The organism is Nesterenkonia sp. F, from assembly GCF_000220985.1.
In the GTDB taxonomy this organism is placed as follows: Bacteria; Actinomycetota; Actinomycetes; order Actinomycetales; family Micrococcaceae; genus Nesterenkonia.
The window spans coordinates 14,406-32,083 of sequence record NZ_AFRW01000119.1; the positions used below are offsets into that span (position 1 = coordinate 14,406).

Sequence of the window (17,678 nt, forward strand, 5' to 3'; positions counted from 1 at the left end):
GATCATTAAAGGAGATGCGCTCCCCCGGCAGGTCGCCGGGGAGCTCGTTGTGCAGTTGTCGGCGCCGTCGCCGCAGGAGCGGAGACGCCGGCCCCCATCCTAGCGCGTCGCGGCCGACGGCGCGCGGCGCGCGTCATGGGCGGCGGCGGAGCCGGGACAGGGTCCGTCGGTCACTCCAGCGTGGGCTTGAGCTGCTGGAGCCGACCGAGCAGACCGTTGACGAAGGACGGGGACTCGTCGGTGGACATCTCGCGGACCAGGGCGACGGCTTCGGCGACCGCGACGCCGTCGGGGACATCGTCGTTGCTGAGCAGCTCCCAGGCGCCGAGGCGCAGGGCCATCACGTCCACCCGCGGCATGCGGTCCAGCGTCCAGCCGCGGGCATAGGTGGAGATCAGCTCGTCGAGGCGCTCCTGCTCCTCCGAGACGCCCTGCACCAGGGTCACGGTGTAGTCGTTGACGACCATGTCGGCCCGCTCGCGGCGCCGACGCAGCACCTCGAGCGGATCGCCGCCGCGCTGCTCGGCCTCGAAGAGGATCTCCAGCGCCCGCCGGCGCGCTTTGCTTCGTTTGGCCACTGTTCCTCGTCCGTCCTGGGGTCCGTCGTCTCGTCCGTCGTCTCGTCGCTCGTCGCGGCCGGAGCCTCAGTCGCTGACGCGACCGAGGTACTCCGAGTTCCGCGTGTCGACCTTGATGCGCGTGCCCTGATCGACGAACAGCGGGACCTGCACCTCGTGGCCGGTCTCTACGGTGGCCGACTTGGTCGCCCCCGAGGAGCGGTCGCCCTGCAGGCCGGGCTCGGTGTAGGTGATCTCCATGACCACCGACGGCGGCATCTCGATGTAGAGCGGCGTGCCCTCGTGCAGCGCGACGGTGACCTCCTGGTTCTCCAGCAGGAAGTTGGCCGCGTCGCCGACGACCTCGGTCGGCACGCCGATCTGGTCGAAGTCCCGCAGATCCATGAAGACGTACTCGTCGCCGTCGGCGTAGAGGAACTGGTAGTTCGAGCGGTCCACCACGGCGAACTCGACCTTCGCGCCGGCGTTGAACGTGCGGTCCACGACCTTGCCGGAGGTGACGTTCTTCAGCTTGGTGCGGATGAACGCGCCGCCCTTGCCGGGCTTGACGTGCTGGAACTCCAGCGTGGTCCAGAGCTGGCCGTCCAGCTCGAGGACGGCTCCGTTCTTGATGTCGTTGGAGGAGGCCACAGACTGCCCTTCTTCACGTGGTCGTATCGCGTGGTCATGGTCGCGACCCCGACGGGATGTCGTCGACGTCGGGGTGCTCGGTCGGCTCGCCGCGCGTCCCGCGACGACGCGTCGGGACGGCGCCGGCGGACGCCGACAGTCGATTCTACAGGCTCACCGGACCGGTCGTCTCCGGCTCGGCGATCTCCTGGTAGGTGGCGTAGAGGATCGACGCGTCGGGGATCTCGACGGTGGCCGGCTGCCCCTGCGCGGAGAGCAGCACGAAGCGCAGCTGGTCGCCGCGGTTCTTCTTGTCCCGGCGGATGCCCTCGAGCAGCTGGTTCCAGCGGTCGTCGCGGTAAGTCGTCGGCAGGCCCAGCAGCTGCAGCACCGACCGGTGTCGGTCGGCGGTGGCGTCGTCCAGGCGGCCCAGACTGCGCGCCAGCTCGGCGGCGTAGACGAGCCCGACCGAGACCGCCGCGCCGTGACGCCACTGGTAGCGCTCGGCGAGCTCGATCGCGTGGGCCAGCGTGTGGCCGTAGTTGAGCGCCTCGCGCAGGCCGGCCTCCTTCGGGTCCCGGCCGACGACGGCGGCCTTGACCGCGATGGCCCGCTCGATGAGCTCGCGCAGCTGCGCCGAATGCGGATTCTGCGCCTGCTCCGGGTGCTCCTCGATGATCTCCAGGATCCGCTCGTCGGAGATGAACCCGCACTTGACCACCTCGGCGAGTCCGGCGACCAGCTCGTTGCGCGGCAGCGTCAGCAGCGTGTCCAGGTCGGCCAGCCACCCCCGCCGGCTGGTGGAAGGAGCCCACCAGGTTCTTGCCCTCGGCCGTGTTGATGCCGGTCTTGCCGCCGACGGCGGCGTCCACCATGCCCAGCAGGGTGGTCGGCATGTGCACCACCCGCACGCCGCGCAGCCAGGTGGCGGCGACGAAGCCGGCCACATCGGTCACCGCTCCCCCGCCGACGGAGACCACGGCGTCGGAGCGGGTGAAGTCGTTCTGTCCCAGGACCTGCCAGCAGAAGGCCGCGACCTGGATGTGCTTGCCCTCCTCGGCGTCGGGGATCTCGGCGACGACGGCCTTGTATCCCGCATTCTCCAGATCCTCGCGGACGACGTCGCCGGTCGCCCGCAGCGCGCGCGGATGGATCACCAGCACGCGCTCGGGCTGCGTGCCGATCATCTGCGGCAGCCGCGCGAGCAGCCCGTTGCCGACCACGACGTCGTAGCCCAGCGCCTGGCCGCCGGATCCACCGCCGTCGCCGACGGTGATCGTCGTCGGCTCCGGCGCCTCGCCGGCGGGCGCGGCGCCCTCGTGGGTCTGCTCGGCGCCCGTCTCCTCGCCCTGCGGGCGCTGGTCGGGCTCGGGTGCGGGGTCGGCCTGGTCGTTCATCGAGTCTGGTCTTCTCCTGACGGGGTGGGACGCTCAGTCGTCGGACCGGGCCCGTCGGCCGCGGTCCAGCTGCGCAACGATGGTATCGACTCTCTGCTCGATCGTCCCATCGGCCGGGTCGAGCACGACGTCGGCGCACTGCCGATACAGCGGCTCGCGGGCCGCGTAGGTCTCGGCCCACCGGGCCGCCGGGTCATCGCCGAGCACCGGGCGGGAGGAGCCGTCGCCCAACCGCGGCAGCGCCTGCTCCGCGGTCAGGTCCAGCATCACCACCAGGTGCGGACGCAGCCGCTCGCGCGTTGCGGTCGAGAGCACCGAGCCGCCGCCGAGACTGATCACCGACGGGCGCGGCGCGTCGAGCAGCTCGGCGACGAGCCGCTCCTCCTCGGTGCGGAAGGCCTGTTCCCCGTGATCGCGGAAGAAGTCGCCGATCGGTCCGTGTCGCGCGACGAAGAAGTGGTCGCTGTCGACGTGCGGACGCGCCAGACGACGTGCCAGCGCCGCTCCGACGGTGGACTTGCCCGAGCCCATCGGGCCGATCAGCACGATGCTGCGCGGCTCGCCCTCCTGCGGCTCCGGGACGGGGACCTCGCTCGTGGACACCCTGACACCCCCGTCCGTGCTCATTCGTCCTGCATCGCCGCCGGAGCCTGCAGCGGGTCCCCGTCGGCGCCCGCGACGCCGGGCTCCTCGCCCAGCCGCGGCAGGTTCTGCCTGTACCCCTCCAGATTGCGGCGCACCTCGGCGACGGAGTCGCCGCCGAACTTCTCCAGCACCGCCTGAGCGATCACCAGCGCGACCATGGCCTCGGCGACGACGCCGGCGGCCGGCACCGCGCAGACGTCCGAACGCTGGTGGTGGGCGGTGGCGGCCTCTCCGGTGGCGGTGTCGACGGTGCGCAGCGACTTCGGCACGGTCGCGATGGGCTTCATGCCGGCCCGCACGCGCAGCGGGGTGCCGATGCTCATCCCGCCCTCGACGCCGCCCGCGCGGTTGCTGGTGCGCCGGACCTCGTCGCCGTCGGGCTCGATCTCGTCGTGGGCGGCCGAGCCGCGCCGCCGCGTGGTGCGGAAGCCGTCGCCGAGCTCGACGCCCTTGATCGCCTGGATCCCCATGAGCGCGCCGGCCAGCCGGGAGTCCAGCCGGCGGTCCCAGTGCACGTAGGAGCCCAGCCCCGGCGGCAGTCCGTCGACGACGACCTCCACGGAGCCGCCGAGCGTCTCGCCGGCCTTGTGCGCGTCGTCGACCTCGGCGACCATCCGCTCGGAGGTCGCCGGATCGGTGCAGCGCAGCGGATCGGCGTCGAGCCGCTCGACATCGGCGGCCAGGGGGTCTCGACGTCCTCGGGCACCTCCACCGGGCCGATGGCGGTGGTGTGCGAGACGGTGGTGATGTCCAGCTGGGCGAGGAACCGCTGGGCCAGCGTGCCCAGCGCGACGCGCGTGGCCGTCTCACGGGCGGAGGCGCGCTCGAGCACGGGCCGGGCCTCGGAGAAGCCGTACTTCTGCATGCCGGTGTAGTCGGCGTGGCCCGGCCGCGGCCGCGTCAACGGTGCGTTCCGGGCCAGCCCCTCGACCTCGGCGGGGTCGACCGGGTCCGGGGCCATGACCTTCTCCCACTTCGGCCACTCGGTGTTGCCGACCTCGATGGTCACCGGCGCGCCGAGGGTCAGTCCGTGGCGGACGCCGGCCAGCAGACTGACCTGGTCCTGCTCGAACTTCATCCGAGCGCCGCGGCCGTATCCCAGCCGCCGGCGGGCCAGCGCGGCCTGCACGTCCTCAGTCGTGACGGGGACCCCGGCCGGGAGCCCCTCGAGGATCCCGACGAGGGAGCGGCCGTGCGATTCTCCGGAGGTCAGCCAACGCAACATGGCTCCATCATGCCATGTCGACGCACCGCATCGAGGGGCGGGCGAGCCGGTCCCGCATCGTGGACGCGGCCCCCTCGCCGCCGCTCGTCAGACGGGCAGGCCGACGGACGTGCGCATCGCCGCGATCATCGCCGCCCGGCTCGCCGGCGGCTCGTCGGCCGCCGGACGCCGCGTCGCGGCGGTGAACAGGTCGATCTGGGCGACGGCCTGGTGCAGCAGCATCGACAGCCCGCTGACCACTGCGCCGCCGAGGGACTCCCAGGCCGTGGCCAGCCGCGAGGGCCAGGGGTCGTAGGCGACGTCGAGCAGCGGCACGCCCGCCGTGCTCGGCGCGCCGGCCGCGCCGGGGGCCGCCGACGAGGCGGCGATCTGCTCGGCGAGCCCGTCGGCGGCGCCCGGCGGCAGCGTGGAGACCACCGCGGCCGGCGCCGGATGCTCGCCCCGGCCGGCGAGGTCGTCCACGAGATCCTCCAGCGGCAGCGTGGACAGCCGCAGCCCGAGCGTCTCGCCCACCGGACGCAGCGCCTCGGCACGCTCCGGCGCCCGGGCGTGGCAGCGGACCTCGGCGAAGCCCAGCTCCGCGGCGGCGGCCAGGGTCGCGGCCGCCGTCGCCCCGGCGCCGACGATGACGAAGGCCCCGGACGCTCCGCCGCCTGCCGGGCGGAGACCCTCCGGGCCAGCCTCGCGCAGCGCGGCGACGATGCCGTCGACGTCGGTGTTCTCCCCGCGGCGCCGGCCATCCCGGTGGACGACGGTGTTGAGCACCCCGAGTCTGCGCACTCTCTCCGAGACGGCGTCCATGTGCTCGACCATGGCGGCCTTCAGCGGCATGGTCACCGACCAGCCGAGCCAGGGCGGCCCCGACGGATCGGCGTCGGCGGCGCGGAGGAAGGCGTCCAGGCCCTCGACGTCGACGTCCCGGCGGGTGTACTGCGCCGCCAGCCCGAGATGGGCGTAGGCCGCGCCGTGCAGCGCCGGCGAGAGGGAGTGGCCGATGGGGCTGCCCAGCACCGCAGCGCGGGCGATCGGCGTCCCCTCCGAGGCGCCGTCGGGGGCATCGTCCTGCCCGGCTCGGCCGTTCGCTCCGAGGCGCTCGGTTCCATCGGTCATCGGGCTCACTCGCTGTGCGTCTCGGTGTTGGGCGCGTCGCCGTCCCCGCAGACGTCGGGATTCTCCTCGCAGTACGCGTCGTACTCGTCCACGTACTGCTGGTGCTCCGCGTAGGTCTCGGCGAACTTGGTCTCGCCGGTGGCGATGTTCGTGGTCACCCAGTAGTAGTAGTCGTTGTCCGCCGGGTCCGTGGCCGCCTCAATCGCCTCCTGCGTGACCGCCTCGATCGGTCCCGGAGGCAGACCGCGATGGGCATGGGTGCTGTACTCGTTCTCGGGGTCGTCCAGCTGCTCGCGGCTCAGGTTCAGGTCGCGCTGCTCGAGCCCGTAGTTCGCCGTCGAGTCGATCTGCAGGAATCCGTCGGTCTCCGTGTTGTCCGGCTGCAGCCGGTTCTCGATGATTCCGGCGACGGTGCGATAGTCGTCCGGCTGCGCCTCGGCGGTGAGCAGCGAGGCCTTGGTGACCACCTCGTACTGCTCGGCCGGATCCGTCACGCCCGCGTCCTCGAGCCAGCCCAGCGTCTCGTCGACCATCTGCTGCAGGATCTCCGTCGCGGTGGCGTCGACGGGGAACTGGTGCTCGCCGGCGGCCAGGTAGCCCTCCAGGCTCTCGGCCTGCCCGGGCAGCCCGAACTCCGTGGGGTCGGCGGCCGCGTCGCGCAGCTCCCCGGCCGAGTACTCCGTCGCCTCCGCGATCTCCGCGTAGGCGTCGTCGAGCCGGGTGCCGGCGTCCAGCGCCACGTAGAGCCGGCTCTCCTGCTCGGCGGAGAGCACGCCGAGGGCGTCCTCGGCGGGCATCTGCTCATTCATCGCGTACTCACCGACCTGCAGCGTGCCGACCTCGTCGACGTCCTGCAGCGCCTGGTCGAAGGCCTCGGCACTGGCGATGATGCCCTCGGAGGCCAGGTCGTGGGCCACGGAGCTCCAGCCGTCGCCGCGCTCGACGGTGAAGGTCACCGGGCCGCCGGAGACCGCCTCGTAGTCCTCGGGCTCGCTGAAGATGCCGCCGAAGACGGTCCGGAAGACCACGGCCAGGACCACCATCAGCACCACCAGCCCGGCGAGCACGGAGGCCAGGGTGATGTTGCGCCGTCGACGGCGCTGGCGCCGCTTGTCGAGGATGCGGCGACCGGGCGTGCCGGCCAGCGGAGTCACGGTCTGGTAGCCGCGACCGTAGTCGGAGGAGCTGATGAGCACCGGAGTGCCCTCGGCGTCGTGCTCGATGTGCTCACCGGCTCCCAGCAGCCGGGCGTCGAGCGGAGTCTCGGACGACCCCGGAGCCTGCGGTTCGTCGGACGAGCCGCGTCCTCCGCCGCTCGTCGCGGAGTCGTCGGCCTCCGTCTCGCTCTCCGTCCCACTCTCGGGACCGCTCGCCGGATCATGCTCCGGCTCCGCCCGCTCCGGCGAGAGCGCGGCATCGAGGGAGCCGGTGCCGGCGGGCGCGGGCGACGGCGCGCCGGCGGCCGCCATACCGATGGGCGCCTCCGCAGGGGTCTCGGCGGACTGCGCGAGCGGCTCCGTCGACGCGCCGTCCGCAGAGGACTCCGAGTGGTGCTCCGCAGCCTGCCCGTCGAAGAGCACGGGGCCGTCGTCGTCCCGGCTCGAGGTCTCCGGCGAGGCCGGAGCTCCCCCGTCCGACTCGCCGGCGGCCGGGTGCGACGGCGGGCTCTCCTCCGCTCGCCGCTGCCGCGCGGCGCGCTCCCTCGCCTCCCGGATCTCACGGCGGCGGCGCCGCGACCCGTGCTCGGGCGGCTGGTCATCGCTCACGCGGGGGTCCTCACTGGTCGTCGAAGGGCTGGCGGGTGCCGGTCCGTCGCCGGGCGCCGTCGTCGGACGCCGGTGCTGCGCCGCGACGAGGTCGTCGCACGGGCGGCCCGGACCATGGCCCGCGCACCCGTCGGCCGGTCGGGCCGCAATGCTCGTCGCCTATCGTAATCCATCTGTGATCAGCGGGGCGCGGACCGGCTGCAGACGCCCGGCGGGCGTGTCGCCGCGATCGGCACATGGAGCGGACGACCGGATCCGGATCTGACGAGGACGCGACCAGCGACGTGCCGGCGCCCGCCCGCCGCGGGCGGGCTCATTCGCCGGAGAGCATCCGCCGCCAGCTGCGTCGGGCCTCGAGCGCCTCCTCAGCCTCCTTGATCCGATGGTCCTCGCCGTGCTCGCGGGCCGCCGTCAGCGACTCCTCGAGCTCGGCGATGGTCTCGTCGAGCTGCGCGAGCATCGAGTTCTGCCGTGCCTGAGTCTCCGGGTCCGACTGCCGCCACTGCGCGTCCTCGGCCTCGCGGAAGGCATCCTGGATGCGCTTCAGCGCGCCCTCCATGCGCTTGACGTCGCCGCGCGGCACGCGGCCGGCCTCGTCCCACCGCTCGAGCAGCGCGTGATACTGCTCGCGAACTTGGTCCGGCTTGGTGAAGGGCATCAGCTCCTCGAGCTCGGCGAGGATCTGTTCCTTGGCCGCCAGGTTCTGAGCGTATTGCGCGTCGGTCTCGGCGTTGGCCCGCTCGCGGGCGGCGAAGAAGACGTCCTGCGCCGCGCGGAACCGCGCCCACTGGGCGTCGTCGGTCTTCCGCGCGCCGCGGCCGACCGCCTTCCAGTCATCCATGAGCCGGTGGAAGGCCTTCGTCGTGGGGCCGAATTCGGTGCTGTGCTGCAGCTCCTCGGCCCGGGCGATCAGGTCCTCCTTGACCTGCTTGACCTCGGCGTGGTGCTGATCGCGCCGGCTGAAGAACGCCCGACGGTTCTTGTCGAAGGTGCTGCGGGCCGCGCGGAATCGCTTCCAGTAGGGGTCCTCCTGGGCCTTGGTGATCCGCGGCGGCTTCTTCTGCTCGGCCTTCCAGGCGTCGAAGAGCTCCTGCATACGCTGCTGGGCAGTCTTCCAGTGCTGCTGGTCCGGATCGGCCGCGGCCAGCCGCTCGGCCTCGGCGACGATCTCCTCGCGCACGGCCAGGTGGGCGTCCACGGCGGCCTCGGCCTCGGCCTTCTCCTGCTCGGCGAGCCCGTCCACGCCGGAGGCGATCTCGTCCAGCACTCCGCCCAGTGCGGCGACGTCGCCGACCCACGGCCCCGACTCCAGCTCGTGACGCAGAGCCTGCACGCTCTCGCGCAGGGACTTGGCGCCGTCGGCGGCGGACTCCACCCGGGCCTTCAGCAGCAGCGCCCGATCGTAGAGGTCGTCGAACTTCCGGGAGAAGTACAGCAGCGCCTCGTCGGCGGTCGCCTCGGGGTACTGACCCACATATCCCGGAGAGCTCGCGGAACTCTCCGCCGACGATGCGGCCGTGGCTTCGTGCGCGCCGTCGCCGACCGCCGTCCGCTCGGCGTCCGCCGCGGAGCCTGCCGCCTCGACCGACCGTCGCTCCGGTCGTCCGGCGGCGAGGGCGTAGACATGTCCTTCGTCGTCGACGCGGGCAAGCTGACGCGCCTGCTCCAACGACGTCTCGTGGTGACCGGGTTTCACTGCGGGACTCATGTCCACCAGCCTACCGGCCCGCACTCGCCGACGGTGAGCTGCACCTCAGCCGCGTCGAGCGCCACGGACCGACGACGCAGACCGACGACGCGGGCCGACCTGGCCTCCGACCCCGAGCTGACGCCGAGCCGGGCCCGAGCCCACACCGGCCTGCGCCCAGCTCACCGCGCGCCCTCGACGGCCGGTATGATGTCCTGCGGCCCCCGGACCGCGGTCCGGGCTCGTCCCGGCGCCGCGACGACGCCGCGACACGCCGCCCGCACCATCCCCACGATCACGAGGAGCGCGCACCCTCCATGGCACGTTCGACCTCCCTGTCCGGCTTCACCGAGTGGCTTCCCGACGAGCGCCTCGTGGAGCTGCATGTGCTCGACACGCTGCGGGAGGTCTTCGAGGCCCATGGGTTCGCCTCCGTGGAGGCGCGCGCGGTCGAGACCATCGACACGCTGCTCCAGAAGGGCGAGATCGACAAGGAGATCTACGGCATCTCCCGGCTGCAGGACGACGAGTCCTCCGCCAAGGACGCCCGGCTGGCGCTCCACTTCGACCTGACCGTGCCCTTCGCCCGCTATGTGGTGGAGAACGCCGGGCACCTGGCCTTCCCCTTCCGCCGGTACCAGATGCAGAAGGTCTGGCGCGGCGAGCGGCCCCAGGAGGGGCGTTACCGCGAGTTCACCCAGGCCGACATCGACATCGTCGGCGACGGTGCGCTGCCGTTCCGCAGCGACGTCGAGATGGTCGTGGTCATGGCCCGTGCGCTGGAGCGGCTGCCCATCGGCGACTTCCGCCTCCGGCTGAACAACCGCAAGCTCTCCGAGGGCTTCTACCGCTCCATCGGCCTGGAGGACACCGCCGCGGTGCTGCGGGCGATCGACAAGCTGGAGAAGATCGGGCCGGAGAAGGTCGCCGCCGAACTGTCCGAGACCGCCGGGGCCACCCGGGAGCAGGCCGACGCGGCGCTGAAGCTGGCCGAGATCCGCACTGACGACACCTCCTTCGTCGAGCAGGTCCGCGCCCTGGGCGGCGAGCACGAGCTGCTGGAGGAGGGCCTGGCCGAGCTGACCGAGGTCGTCGGCGAGCTGGAGCGCCGAGTGCCCGGCCGCGTCGTCGCCGACCTGTCCATCGCCCGCGGACTGGACTACTACACCGGCACGGTCTGCGAGACCGTGCTGGTCGGCCGCGAGTCGCTGGGCTCGATCTGCTCGGGCGGCCGCTACGAGTCGCTGGCCTCGACGGGGAAGCGCAGCTTCCCCGGCGTGGGGCTCTCCATCGGCGTGACGCGGCTGGTCTCCCAGATCCTCAAGGACGTCACCGCCACCCGCTCGGTGCCCAGCGCGGTCTACATGACCCTGCGCACCGACGAGGAGTGGGGCGCGGCCCAGGACGTGGCCGACACGCTGCGCGCCCGCGGCATCGCCGTCGAGGTCGCGCTGACCGCGGAGAAGTTCGGCAAGCAGATCCGCCACGCCGACCGGCGCGGCATCCCCTTCGTCTGGTTCACCGACGCCGAGGGGAACCACGAGGTCAAGGACATCCGCTCCGGCGAGCAGACCCCCGCCGATCCGCAGACATGGACTCCGCCGCTCGAGGACGCCGCCCCCCGCGTGGTGCCCGTCGAGTGATCGCGGAGTCGCCCTCCGGGCGCCGCGGGCCGACGCCCGCGACCCGGCCGACCCGCCAGTGACAGAATCATCCGGACGACCGCCTCCCCCCCCCCGGAGAGCTGAGCCGATCCGGGCTCCGACCAGCCGATGCGACCGGCCGACTCCGCGACCGCCGGAGGGCCTGAAGGAAGGACGACGTGCTCCGCACACTGCACAACGGCGACGTGAACGCCGCACACATCTCCGAGACCGTGACCCTGGTGGGCTGGGTGGCCCGTCGCCGCGACCACGGCGGCGTGGCCTTCCTCGACCTGCGCGACGCCTCCGGCGTGGTGCAGGTCGTCGTCCGCGAGGAGGAGGACTTCGCGCCGCTGCGCAATGAGTTCGTCCTGCAGGTCACCGGCACCGTCGAGCGGCGACCGGAGGGCAACGAGAACCCGCACCTGGCCTCCGGCGAGGTCGAGGTGATCGCCTCCTCCGTGACGGTGCTGAACAGCGCGGCCCCGCTGCCCTTCCAGATGGACGCGCACCAGGAGGTCGGTGAGGAGGCGCGGCTGCGCCACCGCTACCTGGACCTGCGCCGCGAGGGCCCGCAGCGGGCGCTGCGGCTGCGCTCGGAGGCCAATCGCGTCGCCCGCGAGCTGCTGCACTCCGAACGGTTCACCGAGATCGAGACTCCGACGCTGACCCGCTCGACGCCCGAGGGCGCCCGGGACTTCCTGGTGCCGGCCCGCCTGGCGCCGGGCTCCTGGTACGCGCTGCCGCAGTCGCCGCAGCTGTTCAAGCAGCTGCTGCAGGTCGGCGGCTTCGAACGCTACTACCAGATCGCCCGCTGCTACCGGGACGAGGACTTCCGCGCCGACCGGCAGCCGGAGTTCACCCAGCTGGACATCGAGGCCAGCTTCGTCGAGCAGGACGACGTCATCTCACTCTCCGAGGAGCTGGTCCGCCGGCTCTGGGCGCTGATCGACGTGGAGATCGACGCCCCGATCCCGCACATCACCTACCGCGAGGCGATGGCCCGCTACGGCACCGACAAGCCGGATCTGCGCTTCGGGCTGGAGCTGACCGAGCTGACCGAGTACTTCGCCGAGACGCCCTTCCGCGTCTTCCAGGCCCCCTACGTCGGCGCCGTCGTCATGCCCGGCGGCGCCTCCCAGCCGCGGCGGATGCTGGACGCCTGGCAGGAGTGGGCCAAGCAGCGCGGCGCCAAGGGTCTCGCCTATGTGCTGGTCGGCGAGGACGGCGAGCTCTCCGGTCCGGTGGCCAAGAACATCTCGGAGACCGAGAAGGCCGGCCTGGCCGAGGCCGTGGGCGCGAACCCCGGCGACTGCATCTTCTTCGGCGCCGGCGAGGCCTCGGCCTCCCGCGGTCTGCTGGGTGCGGCCCGCGTGGAGATCGCCGAGACCGTCGGTCTCATCGACCACGACGCCTGGTCCTTCGTCTGGGTCGTCGACGCGCCGATGTTCGAGCCGACCGACGAGGCGACCGCCGCCGGCGACGTCGCCGTGGGCTCGGGCGCCTGGACTGCCGTCCACCACGCCTTCACCGCGCCGAAGCCGGAGTTCGCCGACAGCTTCGACACCGACCCCGGTGCTGCCCTGGCCAATGCCTACGACCTGGTCTGCAACGGCAACGAGATCGCCGGCGGCTCGCTGCGTGTCCACCGTCAGGACGTGCAGGAGCGGATCTTCGAGGTCATGGGCATCGGCGAGGAGGAGGCCCGCGAGAAGTTCGGCTTCCTGCTCGACGCCTTCCAGTTCGGCGCCCCGCCGCACGGCGGCATCGCCTTCGGCTGGGACCGCGTGGTCGCTCTGCTGGCCGGCGAGGAGTCGATCCGCGAGGTCATCGCCTTCCCGAAGTCCGGGGGCGGATTCGACCCGCTGACCGCCGCACCGGCGCCGATCACCGCCCAGCAGCGCAAGGAGGCCGGCGTCGACGCGACGCGGGAGCCGGCGACGGCCGAAGGCGTGCAGGAGGCGAAGCAGCCGGTCGACGAGTCCTGAGACGCTGCGCCGGCGTCGGCGAGACCGATGCCGGAGGACCTCGTGAGAGGGCGCGTGCCGCGAGCCCGCGCCCTCTCGCACCTCCGGGGCCTCGCACCGTCGGGACTCACTCCCGCCGAGGGCCGCGGAGCTCCTCGGTGTCGACGACGAGCGTCACCGGTCCGTCGTTGACCATGTCGATCTCCATGTCTGCGCCGAAGCTTCCGGTGTGCACCCGGGCGCCGAGGCGGCGCAGCGCGGAGACGAAGGTCTCGTAGAGCGGCTCGCTGACCGGGCCGGGGGCAGCACGGCTCCACGAGGGTCGGCGACCGCGGCGGACGTCGCCGTGCAGCGTGAACTGACTGACCACCAGCAGGGGAGCACCGGCCTGCTCGCAGGACCGCTCCCCCGCCAGGACCCGCAGCCGGAAGACCTTGTCGGCCAGCAGCTCGGCCTCCTCGGCGGTGTCCTGGTGGGCGACGCCGAGCAGCACCACCAGCCCTCGGCCGTCGAAGCCGTTCGCCGTCGCCCGGGGGTCGTCGTCGCCGGTCAGCCGGACATGGGCGCGGGAGACGCGTTGGATGACAGCACGCATGCTCCATATTCTGGCACGGGCCGCCGCGCACGCCCCCGACCTCGCCGTGACGCGGCCGCCGGCTCCGGCGCGATAGAGTCGGGGCGGATCCGTCCGACGATGGCTGCGAGGAGGCGAGGAGGCGAGGGTGACCGATCAGCTCGGCGGGGACCTGTTCTCCAGCGCACAGTCCGACGACGGCGCGGCCCGGGCGTCCGGAACCGGACGCCACACGCCGCTGGCGGTGCGCATGCGCCCCCGCTCCCTGGACGAGATCGTCGGCCAGCAGCATCTGCTCGAGCCCGGCTCGCCGCTGCACGTGCTCGCCGAGGGCTCGCGGGGTCCGGCAGGTCCGGCGTCGGTCATCCTCTACGGGCCGCCGGGCACCGGCAAGACGACCATCGCCCACGTCATCGCCCGCGGGGACACGCGCCGCTTCGTCGAGCTCTCCGCGATCCGCGCCGGGGTCAAGGACGTCCGCAGAGTCATGGATCAGGCCCTGGACGACCGCGATCTGCGCGGCGTGACCACGGTGCTCTTCCTGGACGAGATCCACCGCTTCAACAAGGCGCAGCAGGATGCGCTGCTGCCCGGCGTGGAGAACGGATGGATCATCCTGGTCGCCGCGACCACGGAGAACCCCTCCTTCTCCATCATCTCGCCGCTGCTCTCCCGCTCGCTGATGCTCACCCTGCAGCCGCTGACCGAGGATGACCTCGGCGGACTGCTCGATCGGGCGCTGAGCGAACCGCGCGGGCTGGACGGCACGCTGGCCCTCGAGGACGAGGCGCGCGGCCATATCCTGCGGATGTCCGGCGGCGACGCCCGGCGGGTGCTGACCACGCTGGAGGCCGCGGCCGCCGTCGCCGCAGGGCGCGACGAGGGCGCCGAGGACGCCGGCGTGATCACCGCCGCCGACGCCGAGCAGGCCATGGACCATGCCGTGCAGCGCTATGACCGCGACGGTGATCAGCACTACGACATCATCTCGGCGTTCATCAAGTCGCTGCGCGGCTCCGACCCCGACGCCGCGCTGCACTGGCTGGCCCGGATGATCGTCGCCGGCGAGGATCCCCGGTTCATCGCCCGGCGCCTGGTGATCGCCGCCGGCGAGGAGGTCGGGATGGCCGACCCCACCGCTCTGCAGACGGCCGTGGCCGCCGCCCAGTCCGTGCAGCTCATCGGCATGCCCGAGGCGCGCATCCTGCTCGCCGAGGCGACGGTGCACATCGCCACCGCCCCGAAGTCGAACGCCTCCTATCAGGCGCTCGACGCCGCCATCGCCGATGTGAAGGCCGGACGGACCGGCACCGTGCCGCCCCATCTGCGCGACGCCCACTACGCCGGCGCGGCGCGCATGGGGCACGGGGCCGAGTACGCCTACGCCCACGACGGCCCGCACCATGTGGTGCCGCAGCAGTATCCGCCCGACGAACTGGTCGGCGTCGACTACTACCGGCCCAGCGGCAACGGCCAGGAACGGGCCGTCGCCGACCGGTTGGAACGACTGCGTGCGATCGTGCGCGGACAGCGCTGAGCGTTCCCCCGATGCGTCGACGCTGAGGGACCCGAGCAGCCGCTCCGTGCCGAGCCCCCGACCTCACACGACGAACGGGCCCGGCCCCTCCATGGAGGGGCCGGGCCCGTTCGAGCACCCGCCGGCGGCGGATCAGCACCGGTCGATCAGTGGTGGCCGGAGCCGATCTGCTGCTGCTCGCGGGCCTCGAGACCGCCGTCCTCATGACCGTCGTGGTGGTCGTGCTCCAGCGCCTCGAGGTACTCCCGGCGGGACACCGGGGCCACCCGGTCCTCGTAGAACCAGCGATTCAGTCGAGCTCTCAGCTTCTCGGTGCGGGTGACCTTGCCCTTCGCATTCGGCACCGGGCCCGAGGGCTCCGGCGACTCGAAGGCCACCAGCGTGTAGAGCTCATAGTCGTTCGGCCGCCGGTGCCGCTCGGTGAACTCGCCGTGCGGCTTCATCTCGATGACGCCGGCTTCGTGCCCGTGCAGCACCGTATCGCGATCCTTGCGCTGCAGCGCGAGGCAGATCCGCTTGGTGAGGATGAACGCGATCACCGGACCCACGAAGATCAGCACCCGCGACCAATAGGTGATGTCGTTCAGCGAGAGGTGGAAATGCGTGGCGATCAGGTCGTTCGCGCCCATCCCCCACAGGATGCAGTAGAAGGTCACCGTCGCGGTGCCGAAGGCGGTCCGGGCCGGGGCGTTGCGCGGACGGTCCAGGATGTGGTGATCGCGCTTGTCGCCGCTGATCCATGCCTCGATCCAGGGCCAGAGGAACATGCCGGCGAACAGCACCGCGATCGGGATCAGCGGCACCAGCACCGGAGTGGCGACAGTGTTGCCGCCCCACGGGGTCGGGATCACGAACTCCAGCGGGATGTCCCCGATCCACCCGGGCATCATGCGCAGCACGCCCTCGAAGGGACCGATATACCAGTCGGGCTGAGCGCCGGCCTGCACCGGCGAGGGATCGTACGGCCCGTAGTTCCACAGCGCGTTGATCTGGAAGGTGCCCGCGATCAGCGCCAGGATGCCGAAGACGATGAAGAAGAAGCCGCCGGCCTTCGCCGCATAGACGGGACCCACCGGGTAGCCGACCACGTTGCGCTCGGTCCGGCCCGGACCCGGGTACTGCGTGTGCTTGTGCAGCACGACCATGAACAGATGGACGACCACCAGCGCCAGGATCAGTCCCGGGATGATGAGGATGTGCAGCACGTAGAGCCGCGGGATGACCGCCTCGCCGGGGAACTCGCCGCCGAAGAGGAAGAAGGACAGGTAGGTGCCGACCACCGGCAGCGCCTTCATGATGCCGTCGATGATGCGCAGACCGTTGCCGGAGAGCACCTCGTCGGGCAGCGAGTAGCCGGTGAAGCCGGCGCCCAGGCCCAGGATCAGCAGCGCGCAGCCGACGACCCAGTTAAGCTCGCGCGGCTTGCGGAAGGCGCCGGTGAAGAACACCCGGAGCATGTGCACCGACATCGCCATCACGAAGACCAGCGCGGCCCAGTGATGGATCTGGCGCATGAACAGCCCGCCGCGCACGTCGAAGGAGATGTCCAGCGCCGAGGCGTAGGCCGCCGACATCTCCATGCCGTTCATCGGCGCGTACTTGCCCTCGTACTCGACCGTCGCCATGGACGGGTCGAACCAGAAGGTCAGGAAGATGCCGGAGATGATCAGGATGACGAAGCTGTACAGCGCCACCTCGCCGAACATGAACGTCCAGTGGTCCGGGAAGATCTTCCGCCCGAACTCACGGACCATGTTCGTGCCGCCCACGCGCTGGTCGACGTAGTCGGCGATGCGCCCCGTGCGGGTCTCCGGCTGGAAGGCCGCCGCTCCGGCCGCCGTGGAGTCGGATTCGTGAGTGCTCATGCGTTGCCACGCTCCCAGTAGCTCGGGCCGACGGGTTCGGTGAAGTCGCTGCGCGCCACGAGGTAGCCCTCGTCGTCGACGGCGATCGGCAGCTGCGGCAGCGGGCGGCCGGCCGGGCCGAAGATCACCTCGAACTCGTTGGCGGCGTCGAAGGTCGACTGATGGCAGGGGCACAGCAGGTGGTGGGTGTGCCGCTCGTACAGCGCCACCGGGCAGCCGACGTGCGTGCAGACCTTCGACGCGGCGATGATGCCCTCATAGGTCCAGTCCTCACGGCCCTCCGAGACCGTCTGGATCTCCTCCGGATCCATGCGGATCAGCAGCACCACGGACTTGGCCTTCTCGGCGAGCTTCTCTCCGTGGTCGGTGATGTCCAGCAGCGTCTCCGGCACGATGTGCATGGCCGAGCCGACGGTCAGATCGGCCGCGCGCACCGGCGTGCCGGTGGGGTCGCGGACCAGGCGGACGCCCTCGTCCCAGATGGTGTGCCGCATGCGCTCCGGGCCGAAGTCCTCGGAGAGGTCGAGGTCACGGAAGAGCACGACGGCGGGCAGCGGGGCCAGCACGGCAGCACCGATGAGCGTGTTGCGGATCAGCGGACGCCGCTTGATCCCGGACTCCTCCAGCACGTCCCCGACGATCTGCTCGGCCTCCTGCCGCTGCTCCTCGGTGCGCAGCGGCTTGCGGGCCTCGACCAGCTCGTGGTCGGGCATCAGCGTCTTCGCCCAGTGCACCACGCCCAGCCCGATGCCCAGCATGGCGAAGGCCACGCCCAGGCCGAGCAGCGTGTTCTGCAGCCGCACCTCGTGGAGATCGGCGGTGTGGCCCACGACGAAGTAGCCGATGAAGAAGATCACGGTGCCGATGATCGAGACGAGGAACAGCACCGCGACCTGACGCTCCGAGCGCTTCGCGGTCTTCTCGTCCTCGTCTGCCAGCCGCGGGCGGTGCGGGGGCAGTCCGGGGTCGTCGACGGCGTACTGCCCCGACTCCCCGTCACCGGCATTGATGACGGCGCCCGAATCCCTCGGGTCGCCGTTACCGTGCTCGCCCATATGGTTCTCGTCCTTTGCTT

General features: G+C 71.8%; 12 protein-coding genes and 2 pseudogenes. 3 read left to right on the forward strand and 11 right to left on the reverse strand.

The features are described 5' to 3' along the window. Positions 1 to 170: 170 nt before the first annotated feature. The 8 genes and pseudogenes from nusB to GU5_RS15400 form a co-directional block, all read right to left on the reverse strand. Entirely contained in the window at positions 171 to 578 is a 408-nt protein-coding gene (gene nusB / locus GU5_RS0111060) for a transcription antitermination factor NusB (protein WP_010525639.1), read from the reverse strand. Between the two features lie 66 nt (positions 579 to 644). Then, positions 645 to 1,208 carry an elongation factor P gene (gene efp / locus GU5_RS0111065; protein WP_010525640.1) on the reverse strand — a complete coding sequence of 188 codons (564 nt, stop codon included), beginning with the start codon at positions 1,206 to 1,208 and terminating at the stop codon, positions 645 to 647. Positions 1,209 to 1,353: 145 nt separating this feature from the next. Beyond that, positions 1,354 to 2,374 (reverse strand): annotated as a pseudogene (gene aroB, locus GU5_RS16025) (3-dehydroquinate synthase). Between the two features lie 243 nt (positions 2,375 to 2,617). After that, on the reverse strand, positions 2,618 to 3,187 hold the full coding sequence (locus tag GU5_RS16030) for a shikimate kinase (RefSeq protein WP_010525641.1): 570 nt from the start codon (positions 3,185 to 3,187) through the stop codon (positions 2,618 to 2,620). A 20-nt stretch (positions 3,188 to 3,207) separates the two neighbouring features. Next, positions 3,208 to 4,454 (reverse strand): annotated as a pseudogene (gene aroC / locus GU5_RS16035) (chorismate synthase). A gap of 87 nt (positions 4,455 to 4,541) precedes the next feature. Then, entirely contained in the window at positions 4,542 to 5,564 is a 1,023-nt protein-coding gene (locus GU5_RS15390; protein WP_010525642.1) for a shikimate dehydrogenase, read from the reverse strand. Between the two features lie 5 nt (positions 5,565 to 5,569). Beyond that, a complete protein-coding gene (mltG, locus tag GU5_RS16465; RefSeq protein WP_010525643.1) occupies positions 5,570 to 7,330 on the reverse strand; it encodes an endolytic transglycosylase MltG in 1,761 nt (586 codons plus the stop codon). A 313-nt stretch (positions 7,331 to 7,643) separates the two neighbouring features. Continuing rightward, positions 7,644 to 9,038, reverse strand: a complete 1,395-nt coding sequence (locus GU5_RS15400; protein ID WP_083830502.1) for a DUF349 domain-containing protein — start codon at positions 9,036 to 9,038, stop codon at positions 7,644 to 7,646. Between the two features lie 296 nt (positions 9,039 to 9,334). Here GU5_RS15400 and hisS point away from each other — a divergent pair, with 296 nt between their 5' ends. Next, positions 9,335 to 10,660 (forward strand): histidine--tRNA ligase, encoded by a 1,326-nt coding sequence (hisS, locus tag GU5_RS0111105; RefSeq protein ID WP_010525645.1) that lies wholly within the window; start codon positions 9,335 to 9,337, stop codon positions 10,658 to 10,660. Between the two features lie 179 nt (positions 10,661 to 10,839). After that, positions 10,840 to 12,648, forward strand: coding sequence for an aspartate--tRNA ligase (gene aspS / locus GU5_RS0111110; protein ID WP_010525646.1), 1,809 nt, complete (start codon positions 10,840 to 10,842; stop codon positions 12,646 to 12,648). A 106-nt stretch (positions 12,649 to 12,754) separates the two neighbouring features. On the opposite strand, the gene dtd is transcribed toward aspS, so the two are convergent. Next, positions 12,755 to 13,222 carry a D-aminoacyl-tRNA deacylase gene (gene dtd, locus GU5_RS0111115; protein ID WP_010525647.1) on the reverse strand — a complete coding sequence of 156 codons (468 nt, stop codon included), beginning with the start codon at positions 13,220 to 13,222 and terminating at the stop codon, positions 12,755 to 12,757. A 127-nt stretch (positions 13,223 to 13,349) separates the two neighbouring features. On the opposite strand from dtd, the gene GU5_RS0111120 reads away from it, so the two are divergent. Continuing rightward, complete coding sequence (locus GU5_RS0111120) at positions 13,350 to 14,738, forward strand: replication-associated recombination protein A (RefSeq protein WP_010525648.1); 1,389 nt, start codon at positions 13,350 to 13,352, stop codon at positions 14,736 to 14,738. 146 nt (positions 14,739 to 14,884) lie between these two features. On the opposite strand, the gene GU5_RS0111125 is transcribed toward GU5_RS0111120, so the two are convergent. Further along, on the reverse strand, positions 14,885 to 16,603 hold the full coding sequence (locus GU5_RS0111125) for a cytochrome bc complex cytochrome b subunit (RefSeq protein ID WP_010525649.1): 1,719 nt from the start codon (positions 16,601 to 16,603) through the stop codon (positions 14,885 to 14,887). Then, positions 16,600 to 17,658, reverse strand: coding sequence for a ubiquinol-cytochrome c reductase iron-sulfur subunit (locus GU5_RS0111130; protein ID WP_010525650.1), 1,059 nt, complete (start codon positions 17,656 to 17,658; stop codon positions 16,600 to 16,602). The genes GU5_RS0111125 and GU5_RS0111130 overlap by 4 nt, the downstream gene beginning before the upstream one ends. Between the last annotated feature and the right edge of the window lie 20 nt (positions 17,659 to 17,678).

Bases quoted from the DNA above. Each gene is read 5' to 3' on its own strand.
- GU5_RS15390 (WP_010525642.1), bottom strand. From the start codon at position 5,564: ATGACCGATGGAACCGAGCGCCTCGGAGCGAACGGCCGAGCCGGGCAG.
- GU5_RS15400 (WP_083830502.1), bottom strand. From the start codon at position 9,038: ATGAGTCCCGCAGTGAAACCCGGTCACCACGAGACGTCGTTGGAGCAG.
- hisS (WP_010525645.1), top strand. From the start codon at position 9,335: ATGGCACGTTCGACCTCCCTGTCCGGCTTCACCGAGTGGCTTCCCGAC.
- dtd (WP_010525647.1), bottom strand. From the start codon at position 13,222: ATGCGTGCTGTCATCCAACGCGTCTCCCGCGCCCATGTCCGGCTGACC.
- GU5_RS0111125 (WP_010525649.1), bottom strand. From the start codon at position 16,603: ATGAGCACTCACGAATCCGACTCCACGGCGGCCGGAGCGGCGGCCTTC.
- GU5_RS0111130 (WP_010525650.1), bottom strand. From the start codon at position 17,658: ATGGGCGAGCACGGTAACGGCGACCCGAGGGATTCGGGCGCCGTCATC.